The sequence below is a fragment of the Halogeometricum rufum genome (genome assembly GCF_900112175.1).
Lineage (GTDB): Archaea > Halobacteriota > Halobacteria > Halobacteriales > Haloferacaceae > Halogeometricum > Halogeometricum rufum.
On sequence record NZ_FOYT01000001.1, the window covers coordinates 422,984 to 445,084 of the forward strand.

The window sequence follows — 22,101 nt, forward strand, 5'->3', positions numbered from 1 at the left end:
TCTGACAGTCATTCGAGTAAATCTAGTCGGGAGATGCTTCCGAGAAGAGAGGTTCAGCGGACTTGCTAAGTACCTCACGTAGGTCTGTCACAGCTCCGCTTGAACACTACTCAATCAGTCCAGCGGTCAGTATCGCCAAACTCCTCATCTCCGTCGAAGGGTTCCGGCATATCGGTCTCGTTGTCAGCGTTGAGTAACAGATACCCCAGAGCAAGTGCCGTGTTGTAATCGATATACTTCGGATTTCGTTCGCCCACATATAGTGTCGAGTTCTCATACACCTCCGGGGAATCATCACTGTCAGTATTCAGTGCCCAGAACTGCCATCTCACCCCCTCTGTATCTTCTATTTTCACTACGATGTTGGACTCTGAGCGGCTGTCTACGAACTCGAAGGAAACGTCCTTGTTGAGATGATCTGTGTCTGTTGTCCAGTACTCCCATCCCTCACGGATTTCTTGGCGGTACCCGTCTTCTTCAACGCTTGAGACAGTCCCAGCCGTGTCGAAGTAGACGCGGAACGTAGTCGTATTCCAGCCGTATGAACGATTTTCGAGATTCGGTTTTGGGATAAGCAACGTATCAATCGTCGCGTTCATCTGAGGTATCGTGTAGCTGTTGGAGTGCTCAAGCCCTCGCGTGTGACCCAGTTCGTGAATGATGATGTCTCGGGTGGTTGATGCTGCATAGTCATCTTCAACTCGGACAGTCGTCGGGTCCTCGGCGGTATCGAACTTATCCAGAACTGGAGCACAACCGACTGTTGAATCGTCGTACCCGTCGCAGTAGCTAATCGTATCGACGAACTGAATCAGAATCTGCGCTTCGGACGGATCGGGTTCATAGGTATAGTTCACGCGATAGCTTCCCGCTGAGCGATTATTCCAGAAGGCCAGTGCATCAACGACAGGCTGCTTAAATGAGCGGTTCCGTGCATCATCCCCGATTCTGTACCCAACACGAACGGTATTGCTGGCAAACGGATTTGATGGCGGTTCGGGTGTGAGTGATTCTGAAGTGGGAGTCTCTGTAGAAACCGTCTTCACCGGCGTTGGTGTGTTCTCAGTCGGTGAATTTGTTTGCGACTCTGGTGTTATCGGCTGCGTAGCTGATTCGACGCTAGTGGATGGAGGAACAGCCTCTCCACTACAACCCGCAAACAGCACGAGGAAACAAACCAGAACTTGATACTTCCTCATGTAGTCAATTTATAGTATGCTGAAATATATCTTTCGACGCCAAAGAAACAGCTGAACAACTAGAGAACAGATGGCGCTATCGCCTCGAAGAAAGGTACGTCCACAGCCGATGACTCGAAACAGGAACGCTTGGCTCTGTTGAAATCCTCAGCCGCTGATGGTTTGCTGAGGCCGTGCTGAATACAGGGCGCGAATGCAGCACGAGATTCGGCTCAATCTACGAAAGTGGTGATTGCTCAGGGGGCGGTAACGTTGTTGTGGGCGCGGAACTCAGGACATCAATCATCTCTCAACAAGTGGCGCTTTCAGATTTCGGAAGGCTCGAATGCGTCACTGGGGTCGTGTGGAGGATCCTTATCCTTCAGTCTACTTCGCTAATAAAGGATAGCACCTCATCGGTATAGCGGTCCGGGGCAACGAGATGTACTGCATGTCCGTATCCCTCGAAGGTAGCGAGTTGACTGTTCGGCATCATTCCGTCGAGTCGCTCGGCCAAACCTTTGTGGGGGCTCTCACTGCCGACGAGCAGTAAGGTCGGGGTGGATAGCTCTTCGAATGGTTTGAGGTTCCACCAATCGAACTCCGCCGCAGCACCCAACTCGGGCAGGAGAGTCTGATGGAAGATATCCACGTGGGCGTCCCAAGCCGGTGATGAGCGAAGCTCGGTAAGTTCATCCGGTGTGAATTTCGCAAAGTCGCTGACGACCATCGATAGTGCCTGCTCGTTCTGCCCCTCTTCTATCAACGCAATCGTCTTCCCCATGGTTTCTTTCAGGACGGCTTTAATGTCCTCGTCGGGCGGGGCAGCAGGCTCGTGCGGGATTACGCTGGCGAGATTGTCGGTTCGCAGGGCTGCCCATAACGCGTAGTTGGCTCCTGAGGAATGACCAAGCAGGTGGACTGGTTCGTCGATCGACTCGACGACCGCGACCACGTCGGCAATCTGTGCGTCCGGACTTGCATCGTCAGAAGACGCGCTGTCGCCGTGGTTCCGTCTGTCCATGGCGTAGACTGTAGTCTGTTCCGCGAGCCTAGAGCGGACATTACCGATGTCCCATATCGACCGATCGATCATCGCCCCGTGGACGAGAACCAGCGGCGGCCCGCTTCCCGATCGCTCGTACCAAATCTCAGTTCCATCTGCGGACGTAACGGTTTCCATTTCTCCGCTGTTGTCTGATGGTGTTGCTTTGGCCATGCTTGGTCTACGGGACGCTGGCAAGTGAACTGGTAATATATTCACGCCCGGATTGTGTTAGGAGGTAATGAGTGAACTGGGACGGATGAGACGGAACGATACTGAATTCATGCTCTAAATGTTGCACGAGTGTTTTACCAGTTGGTGGATCGTTCGTAATTCTCCGCGTTACTTCGGTGGCCTATATTTCGTATCAAGACTTTCCTGAACGCGGCATCACGATTGAACGACGGATGACACCACGAGTGCAACTCAACGAGTGGGAGACACTGATTGATGAACTACGTCGATTCGGTCGCGCGGGTGATGTAACGGCTACTGATGATCGGATTCATATCGACTTCGGCTCTGCACGTGTCGAATTGTCGCGCGATGGGACGCTCCAGACTGGGATGCCATTGCACGATTTCACGCACGATGACACCGTCGTGGTTGTCGTGGATCACGACGCCGGCACCCTCACAGTTGACGCAGATACGGTAAGCTACACGTTCAGGCGGCCAAGTGGGTGATGACTACATCCTCTGTATTCAGCACGACGATCGTGACAGTCATTGGAGCAAATGTAGGTGGTACAGGTGCTTCCGAGAATCCCCCACTCCCGGAAATCCTCTGCTGGTGTCACTATCTCCTGATAGGGACTGCAAAGCGTGCTGAATAGAGGGTACGTATCGGTTACGTGATGAGGTGAAGGCTTCGATTCAGTCCGTTATAGACGCCGCCTTCTCCCCGAGACCGATACGCCGCCCATAGATGAACAACCAGAAGATCAGCAGGACTTCGCCGACGAACGTGAACGCGGCGACCTCGAACGAGTAGCCAGTGAGGAGTACCCGGCCGAAGCTATCGATTACGTAGCCAACTCCCGCGATGGCCAAGAGGACGCCCAGCACCTTCGGAACGTACCCGGACTTATACGACGGGACAGCCCCCGATCGGTACACAAGATACCCCAGTAGCACCAGGTGGAGACCGACGAGGATCAATGCGGCATCCCAGATGTCGTAGAAGGCGTTGACGCCAAGCAGCGCTTGGGCGTAGTGCTGCTCCGTGCTGAATGCCGAAACCGAGTTGGCAGTGGTCAATATCGAAAGCACGCCCGTGAGCTGACTGATTGCCACCATGAAGATCCCGGCGAAGACGATTCTAAACCACGCCATCAGCAATGCGATTCCGCGGCTAACCGGCTCGAACACCACATACAACGCCCACGCGACAGTCAGATCGAGCACAGCGACCACGAAGAGACTCGCGATGGCGAAACGGAACGTTCCTTCGGCGTTCAGAATAGCGCTCGCGGTTTGCGCGGCGTTTCCCGGCGTGACAAGGGCATCTAACACGGCGAAATTGGCAAACGCCGCTAACGGCGTCATCACGAGGAGTGCGAGTCCAGCGATCAGACTCCCCCGACGCACCGAGTGATCCGCGAGATTCACTTCGTCCGACTCTGGGACGTAGCCTTCATCGGACCTGATTGTCGTTTCAACCATCCCTCCCAATGGTCACGTAGCCGCATAACCATATCTCTCAAATCGGTCATATACCGATTCTCTGGTTCACAGATGCGGTTTAACACGAACCGGGCGGGGTTCACCCTGTTGGAGATTCAACGATGCTGCACTCACTCTCTGTATTCAGTACGACGCTCGTGACAGTCAGTGGAGCATGCAGTTAAGACGGGTACTTCCGAGAATTACCTACTCCCGGAGATCCTCTGCTGGTGTCACTATCTCTTGATAGATACTGCAAAGCGTGCTGAATACAGCGCGCGAGTCAGTCACGAGACACTCACAGGCTAAGCAGTACTGAGCGGATAGAGACAGAATGAATGCGACACGAGAGCGTCATTCACCCAACCACGTCGGTGCTTCGGGGATCTCCTGTGGAGAGTTATAGTGTAACTGTTTTAGACACTCTGTGATGAATCCGACAATATCTCGGCCTGCTTCCGGTTCAAGGGTGATTACAGTACCGAGCCTGTCTCCTTGTGTGAAATGGAATAGTATCGCGTCGTCGTAAAAATTCACAGTACAATGGTTATTTCCGAGTTCGAACGGCTCCTCAGAAGTCTGATACTGATTTTCCTTCCGGTAATACTGTACCAGCTCCTCCATCTTCTCGTTTGAGTATAGAGAATCTACGTCGTCTCGCAGATATAACACATAATACTCATCTTCAGAATAGTGGATTGCTCCGCGGAAATATGGGCCTGCTTGCTTTTCGAGATAATTTACCAGACGATTAGCAGATTCTTTTGGCATATTGAATTATCAACCCTCGAATGAGGCTATTCTCTTAAGACTAAATAACTCCATAGGAAGCGTCCGATATGAACGTGATACTTGATGGATAGTTCAGCGCTGACAGCTTGGGATAAACAAGGCCTCCGAGCGAGATCCACCCTTTGTATGTAGCACGATGTTCGTGTCAGTCAATGGAGCAAATCTAGTTGGGACAGGTGTTTCCGAGAATGGTCCATTCTCGTAACCGACTGGTCCTCGAGGACGCCAAACCCCCCCGATTCGGGTGGAGATCGAGGCGACCGAACTAGCTAAGGTTCCGGAAAATAGAGATAACTACGATTACCGGAACCATGCAAACCCGTCCATACCCGTCAAAGTCTGGTCGTCGTCTCTGGCTCTCGCGAGCCGAGCAGCAGCGGCTCCTCGACTGCGTCGACGAGGACTACCCGAGACGTCGCATCGCCCTCGACCTCGCGCTGACCGGACTCCGCAGCGACGAGGTTCGGAACGTCGAACCGAGACACTTCGAGCGCCTCGACGGCGGCGACGACAAGTGGCGCCTCACAGTCCCGGATGGAAAGACTGGGACGCGGTCGACGCCAGTCTCGCGCGACCTCCGAGAGCGAGTCAAGTATCTGAAGTCCGCTGCTCGGCTTCGCGCCGATGAACCCATCATCGATGTCTCCACCAGGTCACTCCGCGACTGGATCGGAGAAGCGCGGGACGAACTCGCCGACGTCCTCGAGGACGATCGCTGGCACGACCTCGGGATGCACGACCTCCGACGCACCTGGGCGACGGACACCTTCTACTCGCTGGCGTTCGAGGGCGTCCCGATCGCCGAGGAGCTGACGATGGCGTGGGGCGGCTGGGCGATGACCGACTCCGGCCGCGAAACGTTCCGTCGCAACTACCTTGGCCCGGTCCCAGATCATGTGACAGCGAGCGCGATGGACCACCTACCTATCTCATAATTAGAACCAGAAGCGCACAGTGTGTGCGTACACGGGCGTTCTCGCACAGAGGTGAAGCACGGTGCATCTACCGAAGTCTTCATTTTCGAATGAGTCAGAATCGAAATATATCCTCTGCTGAAACCTGCTTGATTAGAGTTCTCGAAGCTCATCCCTCTCTTGTATAGTTCTACTGGCATCCGGTGGTTCCGATAGCCGATAGTGTACTGTTATGCTTCAATAGCCGCCAAATCGGATAGAACGACCTTTCCGCTATCTCCTGAAGTTCCAATCGGTGATGCGGGAACTATTGATTTTCAGCCTCACGAATGCACTCTGGATACTTCCAAACAGAGGCTGATCCACCGACATGACGAACAAGACATTCGAATTCGGGATGTTCGTCAAAGTATACAAACAACCACTCTCGATCACCGATCACAGTATCTGGGATTTCTTCGACCGTCGCTCGTGAAGGCAACTGCCGATAGATCGCATCAGGCGACGTCCCATCAATTTTAACCGAGCCAGGAGACCCTGTGCTGTACCGACGATTTGGTGCAGAGTAGTATTTATCTCGAGAGATTATCCAGTCTACATCACTACGTGACTCATAGACGGCACGATTTAGAATCTTGAGGTGCCGCTCACCCAGCCAATGGAGAATCCAATCATATGCCTCGCGAGAAACAGATGACCACACACCATTTGACTTCGAGAAATCGATTTGCTCTAATCTTTCGCGGTTCTCCTCTACAAATCGCGCAGCCGCTGCACGGATATCTCCTTCTAAGTAATAGACTGCAGAAAATCGGCCTTTAGTATTCGATCTTGTAATACCGTTACACCCAGAGACATGGAGACGCCGTAACTCGGCCCGCTCTTCAGGAGATAATTGGGATCTATTGATGTCTGGCTGTGGACTCTCAATAAGTGCCTCGTATGGCTCAGTCATTATTATATCAACTAGTATTCCAGCAGCGATGTCGTTTACGGTGTCAGACGTCGTCGAAAGAAAGGTGAAGTGAGGTGACCGGCGTGAGCCGGTGGTTCGGACGTTAGTCGCGGCGGACGGCGAGGAGCGCGGCGGCGAGGAGTGCCGTCACGGCGACGACGACACCGAAGCCGGGCGTACCCGTGCTCGTCTCCGTGTCAGCCGGTTCCTCGGTGGCCGTGCTCGGTTCCTCGGTGGCCGTGCTCGGTTCCTCGGTGGCCGTGCTCGGTTCCTCGGTGGCCGTGCTCGGTTCCTCGGTGGCCGTGTCCGGTGCGTCCGTCTCGGTCATCTCGGTTTCGGTCTCGACACTCTCGAGAACCGTCCCGTCGACGGTGAGCGTGTCGCCACCGTTGCGGACCGTGATCTCGTACGTGTCGTCGACTTCCTGCTCGCTGAAGTCGAACGTGCCCGAGAACGTGTTGTTCTCGGTGACGTAGACGGTCGCGGTCTTCAGGAAGCTCGGCTGCGTGTCGCCGCTGGAGCGGACGCGCAGGTTGAGTTCCGTACCGGGTGCGACGTTCGTCTCACCGGAGATCGTCTGCTCGGCAGCGGCCGAGACGTTGTACGGGTCGTCGAGCGTGTGCTCGGGCGTGACGACTTCGTACTGGTCTTCGACCGTCTGCTGCTCTTCAGCGAGGTCCGTAGCCTCGTAGACCGTGAAGTTGGCCGTGAGGCCGTCACCGTCTTCGAGGTCACGGTTCGCATCGTTGGTGTTGACCGCACCCGTATCAACAACAACGAAGTAGGTGTCGTTGTCGCTGTCGGGGAGGACGGTCGCGCTGTTGTTGTTCAGGTTGAGCATGTACGGATCACGGTTCGCACCGGCGTCCGTCTGCTCGACCGTCAGGTTGACCGCACCGTTCGCGGCAAGGCCGAAGAACGCGGCCGTGTCGTTGCTGGCGGACTGGTCCTCGAGGGCGCCCTCGAGACCGGATGCCTGAAGCTGGTGGACAGCGTAATCGCCGATCGCGATCTCGTTATCCTGCGTCAGGTTGTTGGTGCTGATCGCCGTGTAGACGTCGTCAGAGTCGTCGAGCGTCGTATCGGTGTTCGCCGTCCAGCTGGTGAGCGCAGTCGTGTTGCGCTCTTCGAGGACGAGCGTCCCGACGTTCTGCACGTCGTCGGGGGTCGCCTCGGTTCCAGTCTGGACTTCGAGGTCGTACTCGCCCGCTTCGAGGAGCGAGTCGACGCTGTTTTCGGTGTCGACGTCAGCTTCGTCGAGCGTGTCGTCAGAGTCAGCGACAGCGAAGACGGACTCCGCCTTACTGTCCGACAGGCTGCCGGACAGACCGGTGACGGCGTAGGTGTTGAACAGGACGGAAACCTGGCCGTCGCCGCTGTCGTCGACGACAGTGACGTTGCTGCGGAAGCCGACATCGGAGGACCCGAGTGTCAGCGTCGCAGTATCCGTGTTCTGGAGATCGACCGTGATGTTCGCGATGTCGCCACGCTGGTCAGTGACGATGCCTTCCTGGAAGTCAGCACTGCCTTCGCCAGCTTTCGAGACCTCGATGGATGAGGACTCGGTTTCGACGCCGGACTGGTTGTCCGTCACCAGAACCGTGTAGTTACCCGCGTCGAGGCCGTCAGCGCTGAAGTTGTATTCGTACTCTGCCTGACCCGTGAGGTCAGCAGCGATCGTCGAGACGGTCTCCTCATCGGAGTCGAGGAGTTCGAGCGTGACCGGGCGACCACCAGAGCTGGCGGTGACCGTACCGGTGATACCGCTGTCGACAGCGTTCGTGACCGTCAGATCGTCAACAGAGACGTTGAGATCGAGGGACCGAACAGTAACGTTACCGTAGTTGTCAGGCGTTGCAGTACCGATCTTGACACGGTACGTGTCGAGCGCGCGGTTGGTCGTGTCAAAGACGAAAACCTGGCTGTTGACGCCCGTGGAGCCTTCGCGGTAGAAGGAACTGTCTTCGTCCGTACCTTCGACCTCGATGTTCGTGTTGACGCTACCAGCGAGGACTGCGACCTTCGACCCCTTGTACGCGTTGACCTTGGTGGTGTTCGTCACCGTGACAGGCGCGACGTCGACCGTCTTGTTGCCCGTGCTGGCGAGCGAATTGCCACTTCCGTCGATAACACTATCGGTGAGCTTGACCTCCACTTCACCGGTGTAGTAATCGTTCAGGTTGTAGACGACCTGACCGTTAGTGCCCGAATCGGGCTGGCCGAGGGTCATCACTTTCTTGTTGTCAACGTAGAGGCTAGCGTTGTTCTTGATCGTAACGTCCTCGTTGAACGAGATCTCGAGCTTCGCCTGGCTGCCGTCCTTGTAGTGGACACTCTCGAGGTAACTCGGCGTGTCGTCGGACACAGCGGTCAGCGTCGCCTTCTGATAGACGCCCTCACTCTGGTCCCAGTAGGCGGCCGTGATGGTCTCGCCATCGGCCGTCTGGAGGATACCGTCACCCGCGCTGGCGGAGCCGCCACCAAGCGTGTAAGCTACCGTAGTGGGGCTGCTGGACAGGTCCACAACCTTCGACTCGACAGCCGAGTCGTATTCGATGTGAACGTTGCCGGTGTCCGAAGCAGGCGCCGCACTAAGCGTCACTTCACCGGTGGTCGCGTTAACGCTCGAGATGGTCTGGGAACCACCGTCGACCGTAAGCGTGAGTTCGTCACCGATGAGGGTGCCGTCAAGATCCGAGTCAACGATGGGGGCATTGGCGACTGTGAAGGTCGTCTTCGAACCAGTGCCATCGAAGGTCTCGTTTTCGTTAGTTATCGTCTCAGTACCACTAAGGAAGACCACAGCGTCAGTTCCGGTACCGTCGGAATCAGATACTGTGAAACTCGCGTCTTCGCCTATCTGCACTTCCGACGAATCTGCGGAAATGCTACCGGCGACCGCAGCAGCAGATCCAGCGAACGCGATGGTGCCGGCGAAGACCGACATAACCATCAGCGCCGCGAGGAACACTGCGCGGAGTTGCTTCGTGTTGCTTGTCATGTTTTAGTTAGTTGGGTAGTGACGACAGGGGCTTTGATCCAGCTCGCCTCCAGCTTGAGGGAGAGCGAGGGCTTACTCACCGAAATGCCGTCGTGGGTAGGGGTATCTCCTGCTTTTGGCGTCTACATTAAATACTTTGTGAACTTCCCGTATTACTAACAATATCCAGTAAGAGGCAATTGAATAGTTGCTAAAGGTGCCGTAGAGCCTCTGTGTCTAATTCGTAGGAAGTAATTCTTCAACTGAGTACATAGGCTCGGAAAAATAAATAAAAAGAGAAACTCTTATTTGCAACATGCTCAGAAGTTGAAACTGCCTTGCATGTATTTGGAGTGCTTGGCAGACAGGAAATCCGTGCAGGTGCCCACACACCGGCAGGATTCCTGAATGGGTAGAAACCGGGCGCGAAATTAATTACGCGCCCGTTTACATTCAACAGAGTTACCCAATCAGATACTCTATTGACACGAATCTTGATGAGTCAAGCCGCGCCGAGTAGGCGCGGCGACCAACCTTCGTCTGTTTCATCTGAACCCTGAGCGCAGCGAAGGGTGAGGTAATCTGTAGGTGTGAGTCTTTACTCACACCCCTAACGGAGAAGTGGGGCACCCCCGGCGAACTTCGAACGCCGCCGCTCGTCGGCCTCGACATCGACGAACCGAACACCTCACTCAAGAATCAGGACCCGGGCGAAAAGGCGGAAACAGTTACCGGAAAATAGACGGGAGAGTAGTGTTGCCACTCACGAGACACCGCGTCAGCCGTACGACGGAGTCACCGAGTAGTTTCTCGGAAGGAGCTTCTTCAGCGCCCTCCAGTCGAGGTTGAAGCGCGAGTTGTCCGCGAGCGTCATCTCGATCTCGAACTCGCGGGCGAACCTGGGCATGTCCTCGCCGGCGACCTGCGCCCACTTCATCGCTCCCGCGCGGATGAGGCGCTTCGCGTCGTGTCGGTCGCTCGGCTTCCAGCCGAACTCGAGGACGTCGCGGTTCCCGCTGCCGTCGTGCTCGTGGACGTCGTCGACGTAGTGATCGAGCCAGCGACTCCACGGATCGTCGTCGCCGAACGTCTCCGCGCGCACCAGGTCGTCGGCCGCTTCCTCGAGCGTGTTCTCGACGACAGCGCGGGCGGAGTCGATGTGTTCGACGACTCCCTGCGCGATGTGCTTCGACGCGAGTTCGACGGAGCCGTAGTCGTGCTGGACGATGCTCCCGAGCCGCTTCAGCGACTTGTAGCAGGTACTGATGTGAACGCCGATCCGCTCGGCGAGGTCGGCGGGCGAGTGGTGACCGCCGTCGGTGAGGAGTTGGTCGACCAGGTCGACGTCGGTCTCCGTGAGGTTCCCGGCGACGGCGAACCGCCGAACCTCTTCGTCCTGCTGCTGGGCGATTCGCGGGAGCGGGTTCTCGATGATCTTCCGGAAGCGTCGACTACCCGTGACGGAGAAGTAGTCGTCCGCGACGAACACCTGATGGTCCGGCGTCGTCGGGAGGTCCGACCACCGAAGCAGGTTCAGGAGTCCCTCGTCGAGTTCGCGCTCGAGGCGGTCGAGGTCGTCCCAGTACATCGTATCGTCGTAGAGGCCGTGCTGGAACGAGACACCGAGCTTCGGATTCTCGAGCGCCGTTCCCGCGTTCGCGTCCGGCTTCCGCATGTGGTAGTGCTTGAACTCCTTCGGGAGTTCGTGACCGCCGACGAGAGCGGCCGCGCGCATCGCCCCGATCGTGGCGGTGTGGTAGTGGCCTGGGCACTCCCGGTCGTCCCGAACTGTCTTTGAGTATCCCGCCCGCTCGCGTCCGAGGAGCAGCGAGATACGGTGAAGCGTCCCGTCGAACGCGTAGACCTTCCCGGTCAGTTCCTTCGCGACGCGCACGTAGTATTCTGCGTCGGTGACGTTCGACGATTCGTGAGTCTGCTCGGGGTGGCACGCATCCGCGTCGATCGAGGTGTACGAGTTCCAGCCGAACTCCGTCTGGCGCTCGCGAAGGACGTTGAGCGCGTCGTGGAAGAGGTCAGCGTACTGATCGAACTCGAAGTAACTCCCTTTGACATCGACGTCGACGCCGAGCAGGTCGTGCGGGTTCGAGATCGGATTGTCGTTGACCGATTCTATGTTCGGCCACCGGGGTGATACGTTGAAGAAGGCCCGTTGCCGGTTCTCCTGTCCCGCAGCGGCGTAGCTCTCGTACGCGCTGGGGTAGACGTAGATCAGGAACTCGATCGGGTCCTCGAGTCTCCAGTCCCAGGGACCGAGGTCGGAGTCATCCTCTGGCGCTTTGATTCCGCAGTTCTTGAATCCGAACGAGATGTTCCAGTCCTGATCGTCGAACTCGAGGCCGGCGCGAAGGCGTCCGTACTCCTCGAAGTCGTGCATCTTGTAGAGCGAGACGAGGCCGAAGTAGGTGCTGAGAGCGTTGTCGTACTTGAGGTAGGCGCTGAACTCGTGAGGCTGACCGTCGATGAACTGACGCGTGTCGAGGCCACCACCAGAGTGCATCGTGCGGGCCCGCGAGTTCCGTACCTCCTTTTCTCGGTAGCGCTGATACTCGTCGCACGAGTAGAGGTGATCCTCGGGGTCGTCTCGGGAGGTGTGTTCTTCGCCACAGAATCGGCAGGCTGAGACGGGCTCTTTCGAGCAGTCCTCGTGCGAGCCCGCGTCTTCTTCGCTTTCGAAGCCGACGCGGCACCAGCGACACTCGGCGACGAACTTCGAGGCCGGTTCTTCGTGCTCGGACTCGTCGTCGCTCGCGTCCAGGTCGGCGCCATCGGTGCCGGCGCTCGAGCGGATTCGGTTTGCTTCGGTGTTTTCGACCTCGTTGGTGACGGAGTCCTGGTCGTCGGAGGTGACGGGTTCGGCGCCGCCGAGGAAGTCGAGCGGATCGTCGACGTCCTCAGACACGCCGATCACCTCCGCTGATGGACGAAAACGAAGAATCGGCAAAATACGCCGGGTCTTTTATATACGCGATGGGACCGCCCGGATTCGAACCGGGGTCACGGGCACCCAAGGCCCGAAGTATACCAGGCTAACCCACGGTCCCGCGTCTCCAACTCCGTCCGTGTAGCGGTAAAACGTTTCGTTCGGCGGTCACGCGGGCGGTGTGAGACCCCATATCGCGGCGATACCGACGGTGGTGACGGCGGCGAACAGCAGTTGCATGGGTGCGCCGACGCGCAGGTAGTCCGTGAACCGGTAGCCGCCGGGACCGTAGACGAACAGGTTCGTCTGGTAGCCGACGGGCGTCATGAACGCCGTCGAGGCGGCGAACGTGACCGCGAGGATGAACGCGAACGCGTTCGCGCCCAGCGTCTGCGCCGCCTCCACCGCGACGGGAATCATCAGCACGACGCTCGCGTTGTTCGAGACGACGTTCGTCAGCAGCGCGGTGACGAGGTAGAACACCCCGAGGACGCCGACCAGCGGGAGGTAGTCACCCGTCAGGACGACGAACTCCGCGAGGAGCGCCGCCGCGCCCGAGTTCTCCATGGCGATGCCGAGGGGGATGACGCCGGCGAGGAGGAAGACGACGTCCCACTGGACGGCGTCGTACAGTTCCGGCGGGCGGAGACAGTTCGTCGCCACCATCGCCAAGGAACCCGCGAGCGCCGAGACGACGATGGGGACGACGTCGAGTGCCGCGAGGGCGACGACGACGGCGACGATGCCGATGGCGACGGGAATCTTCTCCTCGCGGTAGTGGTGCTGCTCTATCTCCTGGGCGACGATGAAGTTCCGGTTGTCGTCGAGGCGTTCGATGCTCTCGGTCGTCGCCTGCACGAGGAGGGTGTCGCCGACGCGGAGGCTGATGTTGTCCATCCGGCGGCGGATGAGTTCCCCGCCGCGTCGGAGCGCGAGGACCGTCGCGTCGTACCGCTGGCGGAAACTCGACGACGCCAGCGACTCGCCGACGAGCGACGACCCCGGCGCGACGACGAGTTCGACGAGGTTCTGGCCGGACTGGCCCGCCTCCAGTTCCTCCTCGTCCACCGTGACGTTGGGGACGAGGTCCAGCCCCTCCACGTCGATGAGTTCGACCAGCGTGTCGCGGTCGGTTCTGAGCGCGAACACGTCGCCGGCCTGAATCTCCTTCGGCCCCAGCGGTTCGAGGAACACCTGCCCGTCGCGGATGAGTTGGATGAGGTCGAAGTCGAAGTCCGTCTCGCCGAGCGCGCGCTGAATCTGCTGGCCGACGAGCGGGGAGTCCGCGCGGACGGTCACCTCGGTGAGGTAGTCGGCCATCTCGAACTCCTCGGTCAGGTCGCGTTCGGGCTTGATGCGCTCGGGCGTGAGCCACCGCCCGACGGTGAGCAGGTACACCGTCCCGACGACGCCCACGACCAGACCGAGTTCGGTGAACTCGAACATCGTGAACGACCGGCCGATGAGGCGACCCGAGAGGTCAGACGCGAGGATGTTCGTCGAGGTGCCGATGAGCGTGAGCATCCCGCCGAACATCGAGGCGTACGAGAGCGGAAGGAGCAGTTTCGACGGCGAGGTACCCCCGCGTTCGGCCAGGTCGGTGACCATCGGCAGGAGGATGGCGACGGCGGCGGTGTTGTTGATGAACCCCGAGATGGGGGCGACGAGGCCGATGGTCGCCCCGAGCTGTCGGTTCTCGCTGTCGCCGGTGAACGACGAAATCTTCGCGCCGAGCATCTGCACGATGCCCGTGCGCTGGACGCCGTCGCTCAGGATGAACATCGCCAACACCGTCAGCGTCGCCGTGCTGGAGAACCCCGAGAGCGCCTGCTGGGGGTACTGCGCGGGGTCGAACAGGAGAATCGGCTCGGCGAGGAGCCCGGCCGACACCAGCCACCCCGAGGCCGGTTGTGCGAGCATCAGCGTCACCATCACGCCGAGTGCGGTGACGTCCACGGGCACCGGTTCGGTGGCGAAGAACACCAGCGCGAGGAGGATAATCGCGGAGACGACGACGATACTCGGCGTAATCGTTACCACGTCGTCATCGGACGGACCGGGGTCAGAAAAGGTTGTCTGGTCGCAGTCGCGCGCCGTGCGCCGATTCTGGCGCTTCCGCTCGGTGCAGTGCCCGGCCGCGCCCGCGGCCGGCCGGTCATTCCACGACTATCGCGCCCTTCATCCCGAGTGTCTGGTGCGGTCCACAGGCGTACAGGTACGTCCCGGGGTCCTCGAAGTCGTGTTCGAGGTGGACGCCCGGTTCCGAGAACACGCCGTCGGAGCGCACGTCGAGGTCACGGAACACGACGCTGTGCGGGCCGCCGTCCCACCGCCATCTGACGGTCGTCCCCGCCGATACCTTCAGCACCGGCGGGTCGAAGGCGAAGTTGCCGCCGTTGCCCGCCGCCCCGACGGTGACCGTCGTCGTCTCGCGCCCCGTCTCGTCGGCGACGCTGCCGTCGAAGTTGCTGCTGTCGACGACCCACGCGTCCACGGCGTCGTTGCCGGTCGACGGCGGTTCCCTGACGACGACGGCGCCCTTCATGCCGTCCTCGCGGTGCGGTTCGGAGACGAAGCGGTACACGCCGGGGTCGTCGAACACGTAGTGGTAGCCGGTCCCGGCCTGCGCGTTCGTGCGACCGCTGTCGAACGTGCCGTCGAGGGCGACGACGTTGTGCTGGCCGCCGTGGCCGGTCCAGTCCCAGCGCACGTTCGTCCCGGGAGGGACCGCTATCATCGGCGGGTCGAACGCCATCTCGTCGTCGACGGGTTCGCCGACGGCGATGGTGGGCTGTGACCCCGGGCCGTACCGTCTGCGGTCGCCGGTGTAGCCGTTGGCGTCCGCGAGCCAGTCGTCTAGCGACTCCGCGGGCGTCGATTCGGCCGTCTCCGTCGCCGTCGATTCGGTCGCGTCGGCCGTCGTCGCTGCCGGCGAATCCGTCGCCGTGCCGTCGCCGTCGGCGCCGATGGCCTGACTGCCGGGACCACCGGACAGACAGCCGGCGACCGCCGCGAGACTGGCGAGTGCGGTACTCTGGAGGAGTCGTCTTCGGGTGGGGGACCGTCTCATCGCACTTCCGGTGTCGTGTCGGGTGGATAACAGAACCGTGACGGTTCCCGGAATCTGAAAACTGGGGACGGCCGCTTTCCCCGTCGGGCTTCGAACGGGGCGTCGACGCCGACGGACCGCGCGGACGATGTCGGACGCTCGGTGCGGTTACATCTCCTCGTCGGCCAGTTCCATGTCGGCGACGAGTTCGTACGGGCTCTTGCCCGCTCGGATGCCGTCGAGGATGCGGAAGGCGTCCGACGGCGCGAGGAAGTGCCGACAGACGGCCCGGCCCAGCGGCGTCGGTTCGAAGCCGTCGATGAACTTCCACTCCAGCAGTTTCCCGACGGCGTGCTTCGTCGGCACGTCGCCGAGCATCCGGTCGTTCAGTCGCTTGGCCTTCTTGCCGGCGACGATGACGTTCGCAAGCGTCTCCTCGGCGGCGGCGCCCTCGTCGTACACCATCGTCACGTCCTCCATCTCGCCCTTCAGGAGCTTGAACGCCACCTCGTCCTCGGTCATCTCCATCGAGTTGTGGTACGAGGCGTCGGGTTCGACGAGGAGGTACACCGTCCCCTTGTCGTGGTAGTCCGGGCGGCCGGCCCGGCCGAGCATCTGCTCGAACTCCTGGACGGAGAGCCACTCGATGCCCATCGCCAGCGTGTCGAACACCACCTGCGAGGCGGGGAAGTCCACCCCGGCCGCCAGCGCCGCCGTGGTGACGACGGCGGCGAGGTCCTGGTTGCCGAACATCCGCTCGACCTTCTTCCGGCGGCCGTAGTCGAGGCCGGCGTGGTAGGGGGCGGCGTCGTACTCCAGTTTCCTCGCTATCTCGTGACACCGGCGTCTGGAGTTGGTGAAGACGATGGTCTGCCCGCGGTAGCCCTTCGAGGACTTCGTGTCGAACTCGCGCGTGACGAGTTTGTTGATGATGTCGGGTTTCTCGCGCCCGTCGGCGAACGTCACGTGCCGTTCGATGGGGACGGGTCGCTCCTCGAACTCGATGAGCGTCGCGCGCAACTTCCGCGCCAGCGTCTCGGGGTTGCCCACCGTCGCGGAGAGGTACACCCACTGCGCGCCGCCGTAGCCGTCGCGCCGCGTCTGGCGCGTCTCGCAGTAGTGTTTCAGCCGGGATATCATCCCGTCGAGACGGTGGCCGCGTTCGCCCTCCTTCAGCGTGTGCACCTCGTCGATGACGACGGTGGCGACGTCGCCGAGGTCCTTGCCCGTCCGGAGGGCGTGGTCGATGCCCTCGTAGGTGCCGACGATGATGTCGGCGTTCGGGTCGAAGCGGTTGCCGTCGTCGTTGATGCGGGAGGCGCCGACGCGGATGGTCACGTTCAGGTGGTCGCCGTAGCGGTCCTCGAAGTCCTCGTGCTTCTGGTTGGCGAGGGCGACCAGCGGCACCAGAAACAGCATCTTCCCGTCGCCCTTCAGCGCCCTGTCGACGCCCGCGAGTTCGCCGACGAGCGTCTTCCCCGTCGCCGTCGCACTCACGACCAGTTGGTCGCGGCCCTCGAACAGGCCGTTCTCGACGGAGAGCGACTGGACGGGCAGCAGGGTGTCGAACCGGTCTTCGACCATCGACTGTAGCGTCGGGTGGAGGTCCAGCGTCGACGTCGAGACGAGGTCGATGTCGTCCGTCGTCGCCGACACGGTGTCGAACTTCGTGAGGTCGGGGTCCAGTCCGCCCTTCAGGAGGTTCGAGATGCGGCCGAGGTCCTGCGTCTCCAGCAGGAGCGACTCCAGTCGCTCCTGGGCCGCCTGGGTCATCGTGCCGGTCCCCGAGAAGTCGAGTTCGCGTTCGAGTTCGCGCTTCGCGCAGTCCGGGCAGATGTACTCGCCGTCGGTCTTGATGGCCGTGTCTTCGGTGATGGGCGAGTAGCGGCCGTTCGAGGCGCAGTAGCGGCAGGTCCGGACGACGAGGGCGTCGAGTTGGTAGCCGTCGAGCATCTCGCGGAACTCGTCGCGACGGGCTTTGGAGGTCTGCTGCGAGATGCGGATGCGCTCGGCTCTGCGGGCGAGTTCGACGAACTGGCTCGGGTCGCGGGGGTCCTCCGAGGACCCGCGCTTCACGCGGAACTTCGCGGGGCGCGGGCCGGCGTTCGTCTCCTGCAGTTCGAGCACCGCGCGGAAGACACGCTCGCCGTCCCGTTGGACGACGACGAGGAAGTCGTCGTTCGTCTCGTGGACGAACAGCGTGTCGACGCGGCCGACCTGTTTGGACACGCCGTCCCGTACGAGGACGGGGTATTTCAGCGGTTCGTCTGCCCGTCGACAGTCGCTCTCACGAGACTCCCTCTCGCGGACGGACGGCCGAACGCCCTACTCTTCGAGCACCTGAATCTCGTCGTCGCCGTTCGGCACCGCACAGAGGAACGTCCCCTCCACCTCGGAGTCGTTGCGGTACCAGTGGACGGCGCCCGCCGGGATGAGAAGCGAGTCGCCCGCGGCCACCTCGTACTCCTCGCCCTCGATGCCGACGGTGTACTGCCCGGAGAGGACGTACTGCTCGTGTTCGACCTCGTTCGTGTGCTTCGGGACGCTCGCGCCCGGTTCGAGGACGAACCGCCGGATGGCGAAGTTCGGTGCGCCGTCCGAGGCGTCGACGAGGACGCCCTTCGACATCCCCTCGGCTGCTCCGACGGACTCGTACTCGATGGACTCGGCGCGCTTGACGACGGGTTCGGCGTCGCTCATACCGGCAGTAGTCCGACCGGCGGCCTAAACCTTCGCTCCGCGGCACCGTCGGCCCCCGCGCCGCCGTCGCGCTTGGACTTATTAACCGTCGCCGTCTACTGGTCACCATGCGAGGTATCCGTATCGGCCGCGTCTTCGGCATCCCGATTCAACTCAACCTCACGTTCCTTCTCGTGCTTCCGCTGTTCGCCTGGCTCATCGGCTCCGACGTGGGCGAACTCGTCGAACTCGTCAACCGACTGTTCGGCTCGGCCATCGACGGCGCGGCGCTCACCGTCGGGTCGATGCCGTGGATTCTCGGCACCGCCGCGGCGCTCGGACTGTTCCTGTGCGTCCTGCTCCACGAGTTCGGCCACTCGCTGGTCGCGATGCGCTACGGCTACGAGATAGAGTCCATCACGCTGTGGCTGTTCGGCGGCGTCGCCAACTTCGTCGAGATGCCCGAGGACTGGCGGCAGGAACTCGTCATCGCCGTCGCGGGTCCCGCCGTCAGCGTCGGTCTGGGCGTGGTCTCGTACCTCGGCTTCCTGGTGCTCTCAACCGCTCAGGGCCCGGTGAAGTTCGTCCTCGGCTACCTCGCGCTGACGAACGTCATGCTGGCGGTGTTCAACATGCTCCCGGGCTTCCCGATGGACGGCGGGCGCGTGCTCCGCGCCCTCCTCGCCCGGCGTCGGTCCCACGCGCGAGCGACGCAGATTGCCGCGGAGGTGGGCAAGGTGTTCGCGTTCCTCCTCGGCATCGTCGGCCTGTTCGTCAACCTGTTCCTCATCGCGCTGGCGTTCTTCATCTACATGGGCGCGTCGTCGGAGGCCCAGCAGACGGTGATGAAGGCGGCGTTCGAGGACGTGACCGTGCGCGACGTGATGACGCCGCGAGAGAAACTCGACGTGGTCGACGTGACGACCAGCGTCGCGGACCTTCTCGACCGGATGTTCCGCGAACGCCACACGGGCTACCCCGTCCTCCGGAACGGCAGTCTCGTCGGCATGGTGACGCTCAACGACGCCCGGTCGGTGAACGAAGTCGAACGCGACGCCTACCGCGTCGAGGACGTGATGTCCGGCGAACTCGCCACCATCTCGCCGGACGCGGGCGCCATGGACGCCATCACGACGATGCAGCAGAACGGCGTCGGCCGTCTCCCCGTCGTCGACGAGGCGGGCGAACTCGTCGGTCTCATCTCCCGGTCGGACCTCGTCACCGCCCTCAACATCATCCAGTCGCGCGGGTCCGCCGCGGTGATTCGCCGGCGCGACCCGACGGACGCCATCGAAACCCGGTAGTCGCCGCGTCTCACCCCGCGTCGGCACCGCCGGCGGTTCGGCTCTCGCCGTCGCCCCGCGTCTCGTCCTCGTCGTCGCCCTGCGCCTCGTCCTCGCCGTCGCTCCGCGCCTCGTCCTCGCCGCCGCCCCGCGCCTCGTCCAGTTCGTCCTCACTTTCGACCAACGCCGCGGCCGCGTTCGCCACCAGCCACGACGACGCATCCGCGAGAACCGCCGCGTCCGTCGCGGTGAGTTTGATTCGCGTCGGCCCCCCTCCCCGACTCGGGTAACTCCCGACCCGAACGCCGAACTGCGTCGCGACGGCGGCGAGGGGTTCGGCCATCGCCCCCTCGGGTTCGGGCGTGTGGAACGTCTTCGTCGCCACGGTACCGCCGAAGTCGTCGGCGACGTTGTCGAAGACGGCGCGCATCTCCTCTGGGATGCCCGGCAGGACGTAGACGTTGCCCGCGACGCACCCCGGCGCGAGTCCCTCGGGGTTGGGTATCGGCGTCGCACCCGCGGGCATCGACGCGTACCACTCCACCTTCAGGTCGAACTCGAGGTCCGGTCGCCGTTCGTATATCTCCTCGATGGTCGCCGCCACGTCCGCCTCGGCGACGGGGTTCACCTCCAACTCGCGGCCGAGTCCCGCCGCGACGCCCGGCATCGTCAGGTCGTCGGGCGTCCCGCCGAGGCCGCCGGTGACGACGACGGCGTCGAACGCCTCGGCCCACCCGCCGACCGTCTCGGCGATGACCGACTCCTCGTCGGGGACGGTGACGATGCGGACTACCTCCGCCCCCCGCCTCGTCAGTTCCCGCGCCAACCACGTCGCGTTCGTGTTCTCGATGTCGCCTGCGAGCAGTTCGTTGCCGACGGTCACGATGGCGACGTCCATGCCACCGGCTACGCCGCCCGGACGGATAGCCGTACCGCGACGTCGCGACGACCGACCCACGTTGCTCGTCCGCGCGCGTTACGCCCGCCGAAAACTATCGGGAGAGTGAGGTATTCCGTTCGTAATTAAGTAACTCCATCACGATTGTTCGTACATGTCAGACGGTGCGTCCGCAACCGACGGAATCGCCGACGTCCACTACGTCGCCTGCCGCGAGTGCGGTCGGTTGGTCGAATCGGTCGAAGAGCCTCACCTGACCGGCCGCGACTGCACCGGCGCGGTGACGACGCGCGAGGAGTACCGCCGGAAGTACCCCGCAGCACCCGTCGTGACGCAGTCGGTACACCACGAACGGTCGGAGCGGACGACGTGACTCCCCGATAGTGTGAGGCGCGCGAGCGGTCGTCGGCCCGCGTACGTTCTCGTCTCTCACTCGGTCACGAATCGGACACATTCGAAGTCGTCGTGGTAGGATAACTTATCAAAACACGAACATCTAACGGGCTCCTGACGCAACCGTCAGTCGATGGTCTACGCAATCGACCTCGATACGGCGAAGGAACTCGTCGAGGCGGCCGAGCAGCGAGCGGACGAAATCGGACAGCCGATGGTCGTCACCGTCGCCAACGGCGAGGGGAACCTCGTCGCGCAACACCGAATGGACGACGCGTGGTTGGCCTCCGTCTCCATCTCGAAGAACAAAGCCTACACGTCGGCCGCACTCGACACCCCCACGCACGAACTCGCCGAGTCCTCCGAACCGGGTAACTCGCTGTACGGACTGCAGACGACGGACGAGGGCCGAATCGTCGTTTTCGGCGGCGGCTATCCCCTGACGAGAGACGGCGACGTCGTCGGCGCCATCGGCGCCTCCGGCGGTGCCGTCGAACAGGACCGAACCGTCGCCGAAGCGGGCGTCGAGAGGTGGGAGGAACTGGTCGACGCGGGCGAGGCGTAAGTTCCCCCCGTCGCCTCGGTCGCTCCCCCGTCGTCGGACGGCGGGCGAACTCCCCGCGAACGACACACCCCTTCCGACTCTGTCGCAGTTCCCGAACGATACGTCGCTATCTCCCGTTCGTGGCCCCCCGGTCGCTCATCCTCGACCGGCGGACGGCGTCTCCCCCCGGAGACCCCTACGGTTCGACCGGAACGGAGACGGTGGACTGAAGCCACGCGCTCTCGTTCTGGCAGTCCTGAATGACTGACACCGTGTCGTCGTTCGACTCGTACTCGATGTAGTGGTACTCACGGTGCTCCCCCACGTCGTCCAGCGGATGTGTCGGCATCGTCATGATCTGTCGTTCTCCCAGGCGCCTCCCCGACGCCTCTCGACGTCTTTGTCTATGGGACCCCGTGACTAACCCCTACTGCGTAGATAGATAGTGATAGGCGAGCTGACACACTATACTGCGCAACTTGGCTCGTAGAACGACAAGATACACAGACAGTAACTAGTATTATAATGTTACGGTGATTAGCACTTTCGATCGTCACGCCGGCCGAACCGTCGGCGCACCTCTGCTACCTCGATAGTCGCGGCGAACGTATCTGATTGGAGAAATAAATATAAATATGAAAAAAATCTTATGATGCCGGGTTGTCAACATTCTAGATGCTATGTGGTACGGTAACACATAGCAGGATGGGTGTGAACGATGGTAAACGGTGAGGCGACAGGGACAGGAGAACAGACAGCAACAACAGTCGAGCGGAGCCCAGGAGC

The 22,101-nt window shown here is 61.1% G+C and carries 16 protein-coding genes and 1 tRNA gene; 4 read left to right on the forward strand and 13 right to left on the reverse strand.

Going from position 1 to position 22,101, the window contains the following annotated elements:
* Positions 1 to 110: 110 nt before the first annotated feature.
* The 4 genes from BM310_RS02190 to BM310_RS02210 form a co-directional block, all read right to left on the reverse strand.
* A complete protein-coding gene (locus BM310_RS02190; RefSeq protein ID WP_245778417.1) occupies positions 111 to 1,199 on the reverse strand; it encodes a hypothetical protein in 1,089 nt (362 codons plus the stop codon).
* 361 nt (positions 1,200 to 1,560) lie between these two features.
* Positions 1,561 to 2,397 carry an alpha/beta fold hydrolase gene (locus tag BM310_RS02195; protein ID WP_089804189.1) on the reverse strand — a complete coding sequence of 279 codons (837 nt, stop codon included), beginning with the start codon at positions 2,395 to 2,397 and terminating at the stop codon, positions 1,561 to 1,563.
* Positions 2,398 to 3,098: 701 nt separating this feature from the next.
* Positions 3,099 to 3,887, reverse strand: a complete 789-nt coding sequence (locus BM310_RS02205) for a DUF4386 domain-containing protein (protein WP_089804193.1) — start codon at positions 3,885 to 3,887, stop codon at positions 3,099 to 3,101.
* 354 nt (positions 3,888 to 4,241) lie between these two features.
* A complete protein-coding gene (locus BM310_RS02210; RefSeq protein WP_089804198.1) occupies positions 4,242 to 4,658 on the reverse strand; it encodes a DUF7522 family protein in 417 nt (138 codons plus the stop codon).
* Between the two features lie 332 nt (positions 4,659 to 4,990).
* On the opposite strand from BM310_RS02210, the gene BM310_RS02215 reads away from it, so the two are divergent.
* Positions 4,991 to 5,614: a site-specific integrase gene (locus BM310_RS02215; RefSeq protein ID WP_089804200.1), complete on the forward strand. Its 624-nt coding sequence runs from the start codon at positions 4,991 to 4,993 to the stop codon at positions 5,612 to 5,614.
* A 1,037-nt stretch (positions 5,615 to 6,651) separates the two neighbouring features.
* Here BM310_RS02215 and BM310_RS02220 read toward each other — a convergent pair.
* From BM310_RS02220 to BM310_RS02250, 7 genes are all read right to left on the reverse strand, one after another.
* Positions 6,652 to 9,549, reverse strand: coding sequence for a DUF7827 domain-containing protein (locus BM310_RS02220; RefSeq protein WP_089804202.1), 2,898 nt, complete (start codon positions 9,547 to 9,549; stop codon positions 6,652 to 6,654).
* A gap of 757 nt (positions 9,550 to 10,306) precedes the next feature.
* Positions 10,307 to 12,448 carry a DUF7845 domain-containing protein gene (locus tag BM310_RS02225; RefSeq protein ID WP_089806959.1) on the reverse strand — a complete coding sequence of 714 codons (2,142 nt, stop codon included), beginning with the start codon at positions 12,446 to 12,448 and terminating at the stop codon, positions 10,307 to 10,309.
* Positions 12,449 to 12,517: 69 nt separating this feature from the next.
* Positions 12,518 to 12,590, reverse strand: a tRNA-Pro gene (locus tag BM310_RS02230).
* Positions 12,591 to 12,637: 47 nt separating this feature from the next.
* Positions 12,638 to 14,509, reverse strand: a complete 1,872-nt coding sequence (locus BM310_RS02235) for an SLC13 family permease (RefSeq protein ID WP_089804204.1) — start codon at positions 14,507 to 14,509, stop codon at positions 12,638 to 12,640.
* Positions 14,510 to 14,624: 115 nt separating this feature from the next.
* Positions 14,625 to 15,539 (reverse strand): halocyanin domain-containing protein, encoded by a 915-nt coding sequence (locus tag BM310_RS02240; RefSeq protein WP_089804206.1) that lies wholly within the window; start codon positions 15,537 to 15,539, stop codon positions 14,625 to 14,627.
* Positions 15,540 to 15,686: 147 nt separating this feature from the next.
* Positions 15,687 to 17,747 carry a DEAD/DEAH box helicase gene (locus BM310_RS02245; RefSeq protein ID WP_089804208.1) on the reverse strand — a complete coding sequence of 687 codons (2,061 nt, stop codon included), beginning with the start codon at positions 17,745 to 17,747 and terminating at the stop codon, positions 15,687 to 15,689.
* Positions 17,748 to 17,843: 96 nt separating this feature from the next.
* Positions 17,844 to 18,218, reverse strand: coding sequence for a cupin domain-containing protein (locus tag BM310_RS02250; protein ID WP_089804210.1), 375 nt, complete (start codon positions 18,216 to 18,218; stop codon positions 17,844 to 17,846).
* Between the two features lie 107 nt (positions 18,219 to 18,325).
* Between BM310_RS02250 and BM310_RS02255 the strand changes: the two genes are divergently transcribed.
* Positions 18,326 to 19,501 (forward strand): CBS domain-containing protein, encoded by a 1,176-nt coding sequence (locus BM310_RS02255; RefSeq protein ID WP_089804212.1) that lies wholly within the window; start codon positions 18,326 to 18,328, stop codon positions 19,499 to 19,501.
* 10 nt (positions 19,502 to 19,511) lie between these two features.
* Here the strand turns inward: BM310_RS02255 and BM310_RS02260 are convergent, their stop codons facing one another.
* The gene (locus tag BM310_RS02260; RefSeq protein WP_089804214.1) at positions 19,512 to 20,378 is read right to left on the reverse strand and encodes a competence/damage-inducible protein A; all 867 of its coding nucleotides are present in this window, start codon (positions 20,376 to 20,378) and stop codon (positions 19,512 to 19,514) included.
* A 154-nt stretch (positions 20,379 to 20,532) separates the two neighbouring features.
* Between BM310_RS02260 and BM310_RS02265 the strand changes: the two genes are divergently transcribed.
* Both BM310_RS02265 and BM310_RS02270 read left to right on the forward strand, forming a co-directional pair.
* Positions 20,533 to 20,751, forward strand: coding sequence for a hypothetical protein (locus tag BM310_RS02265; protein ID WP_089804215.1), 219 nt, complete (start codon positions 20,533 to 20,535; stop codon positions 20,749 to 20,751).
* 153 nt (positions 20,752 to 20,904) lie between these two features.
* Positions 20,905 to 21,336, forward strand: coding sequence for a GlcG/HbpS family heme-binding protein (locus BM310_RS02270; protein WP_089804217.1), 432 nt, complete (start codon positions 20,905 to 20,907; stop codon positions 21,334 to 21,336).
* 175 nt (positions 21,337 to 21,511) lie between these two features.
* Here the strand turns inward: BM310_RS02270 and BM310_RS21190 are convergent, their stop codons facing one another.
* Positions 21,512 to 21,670 carry a hypothetical protein gene (locus BM310_RS21190; protein WP_177232512.1) on the reverse strand — a complete coding sequence of 53 codons (159 nt, stop codon included), beginning with the start codon at positions 21,668 to 21,670 and terminating at the stop codon, positions 21,512 to 21,514.
* Between the last annotated feature and the right edge of the window lie 431 nt (positions 21,671 to 22,101).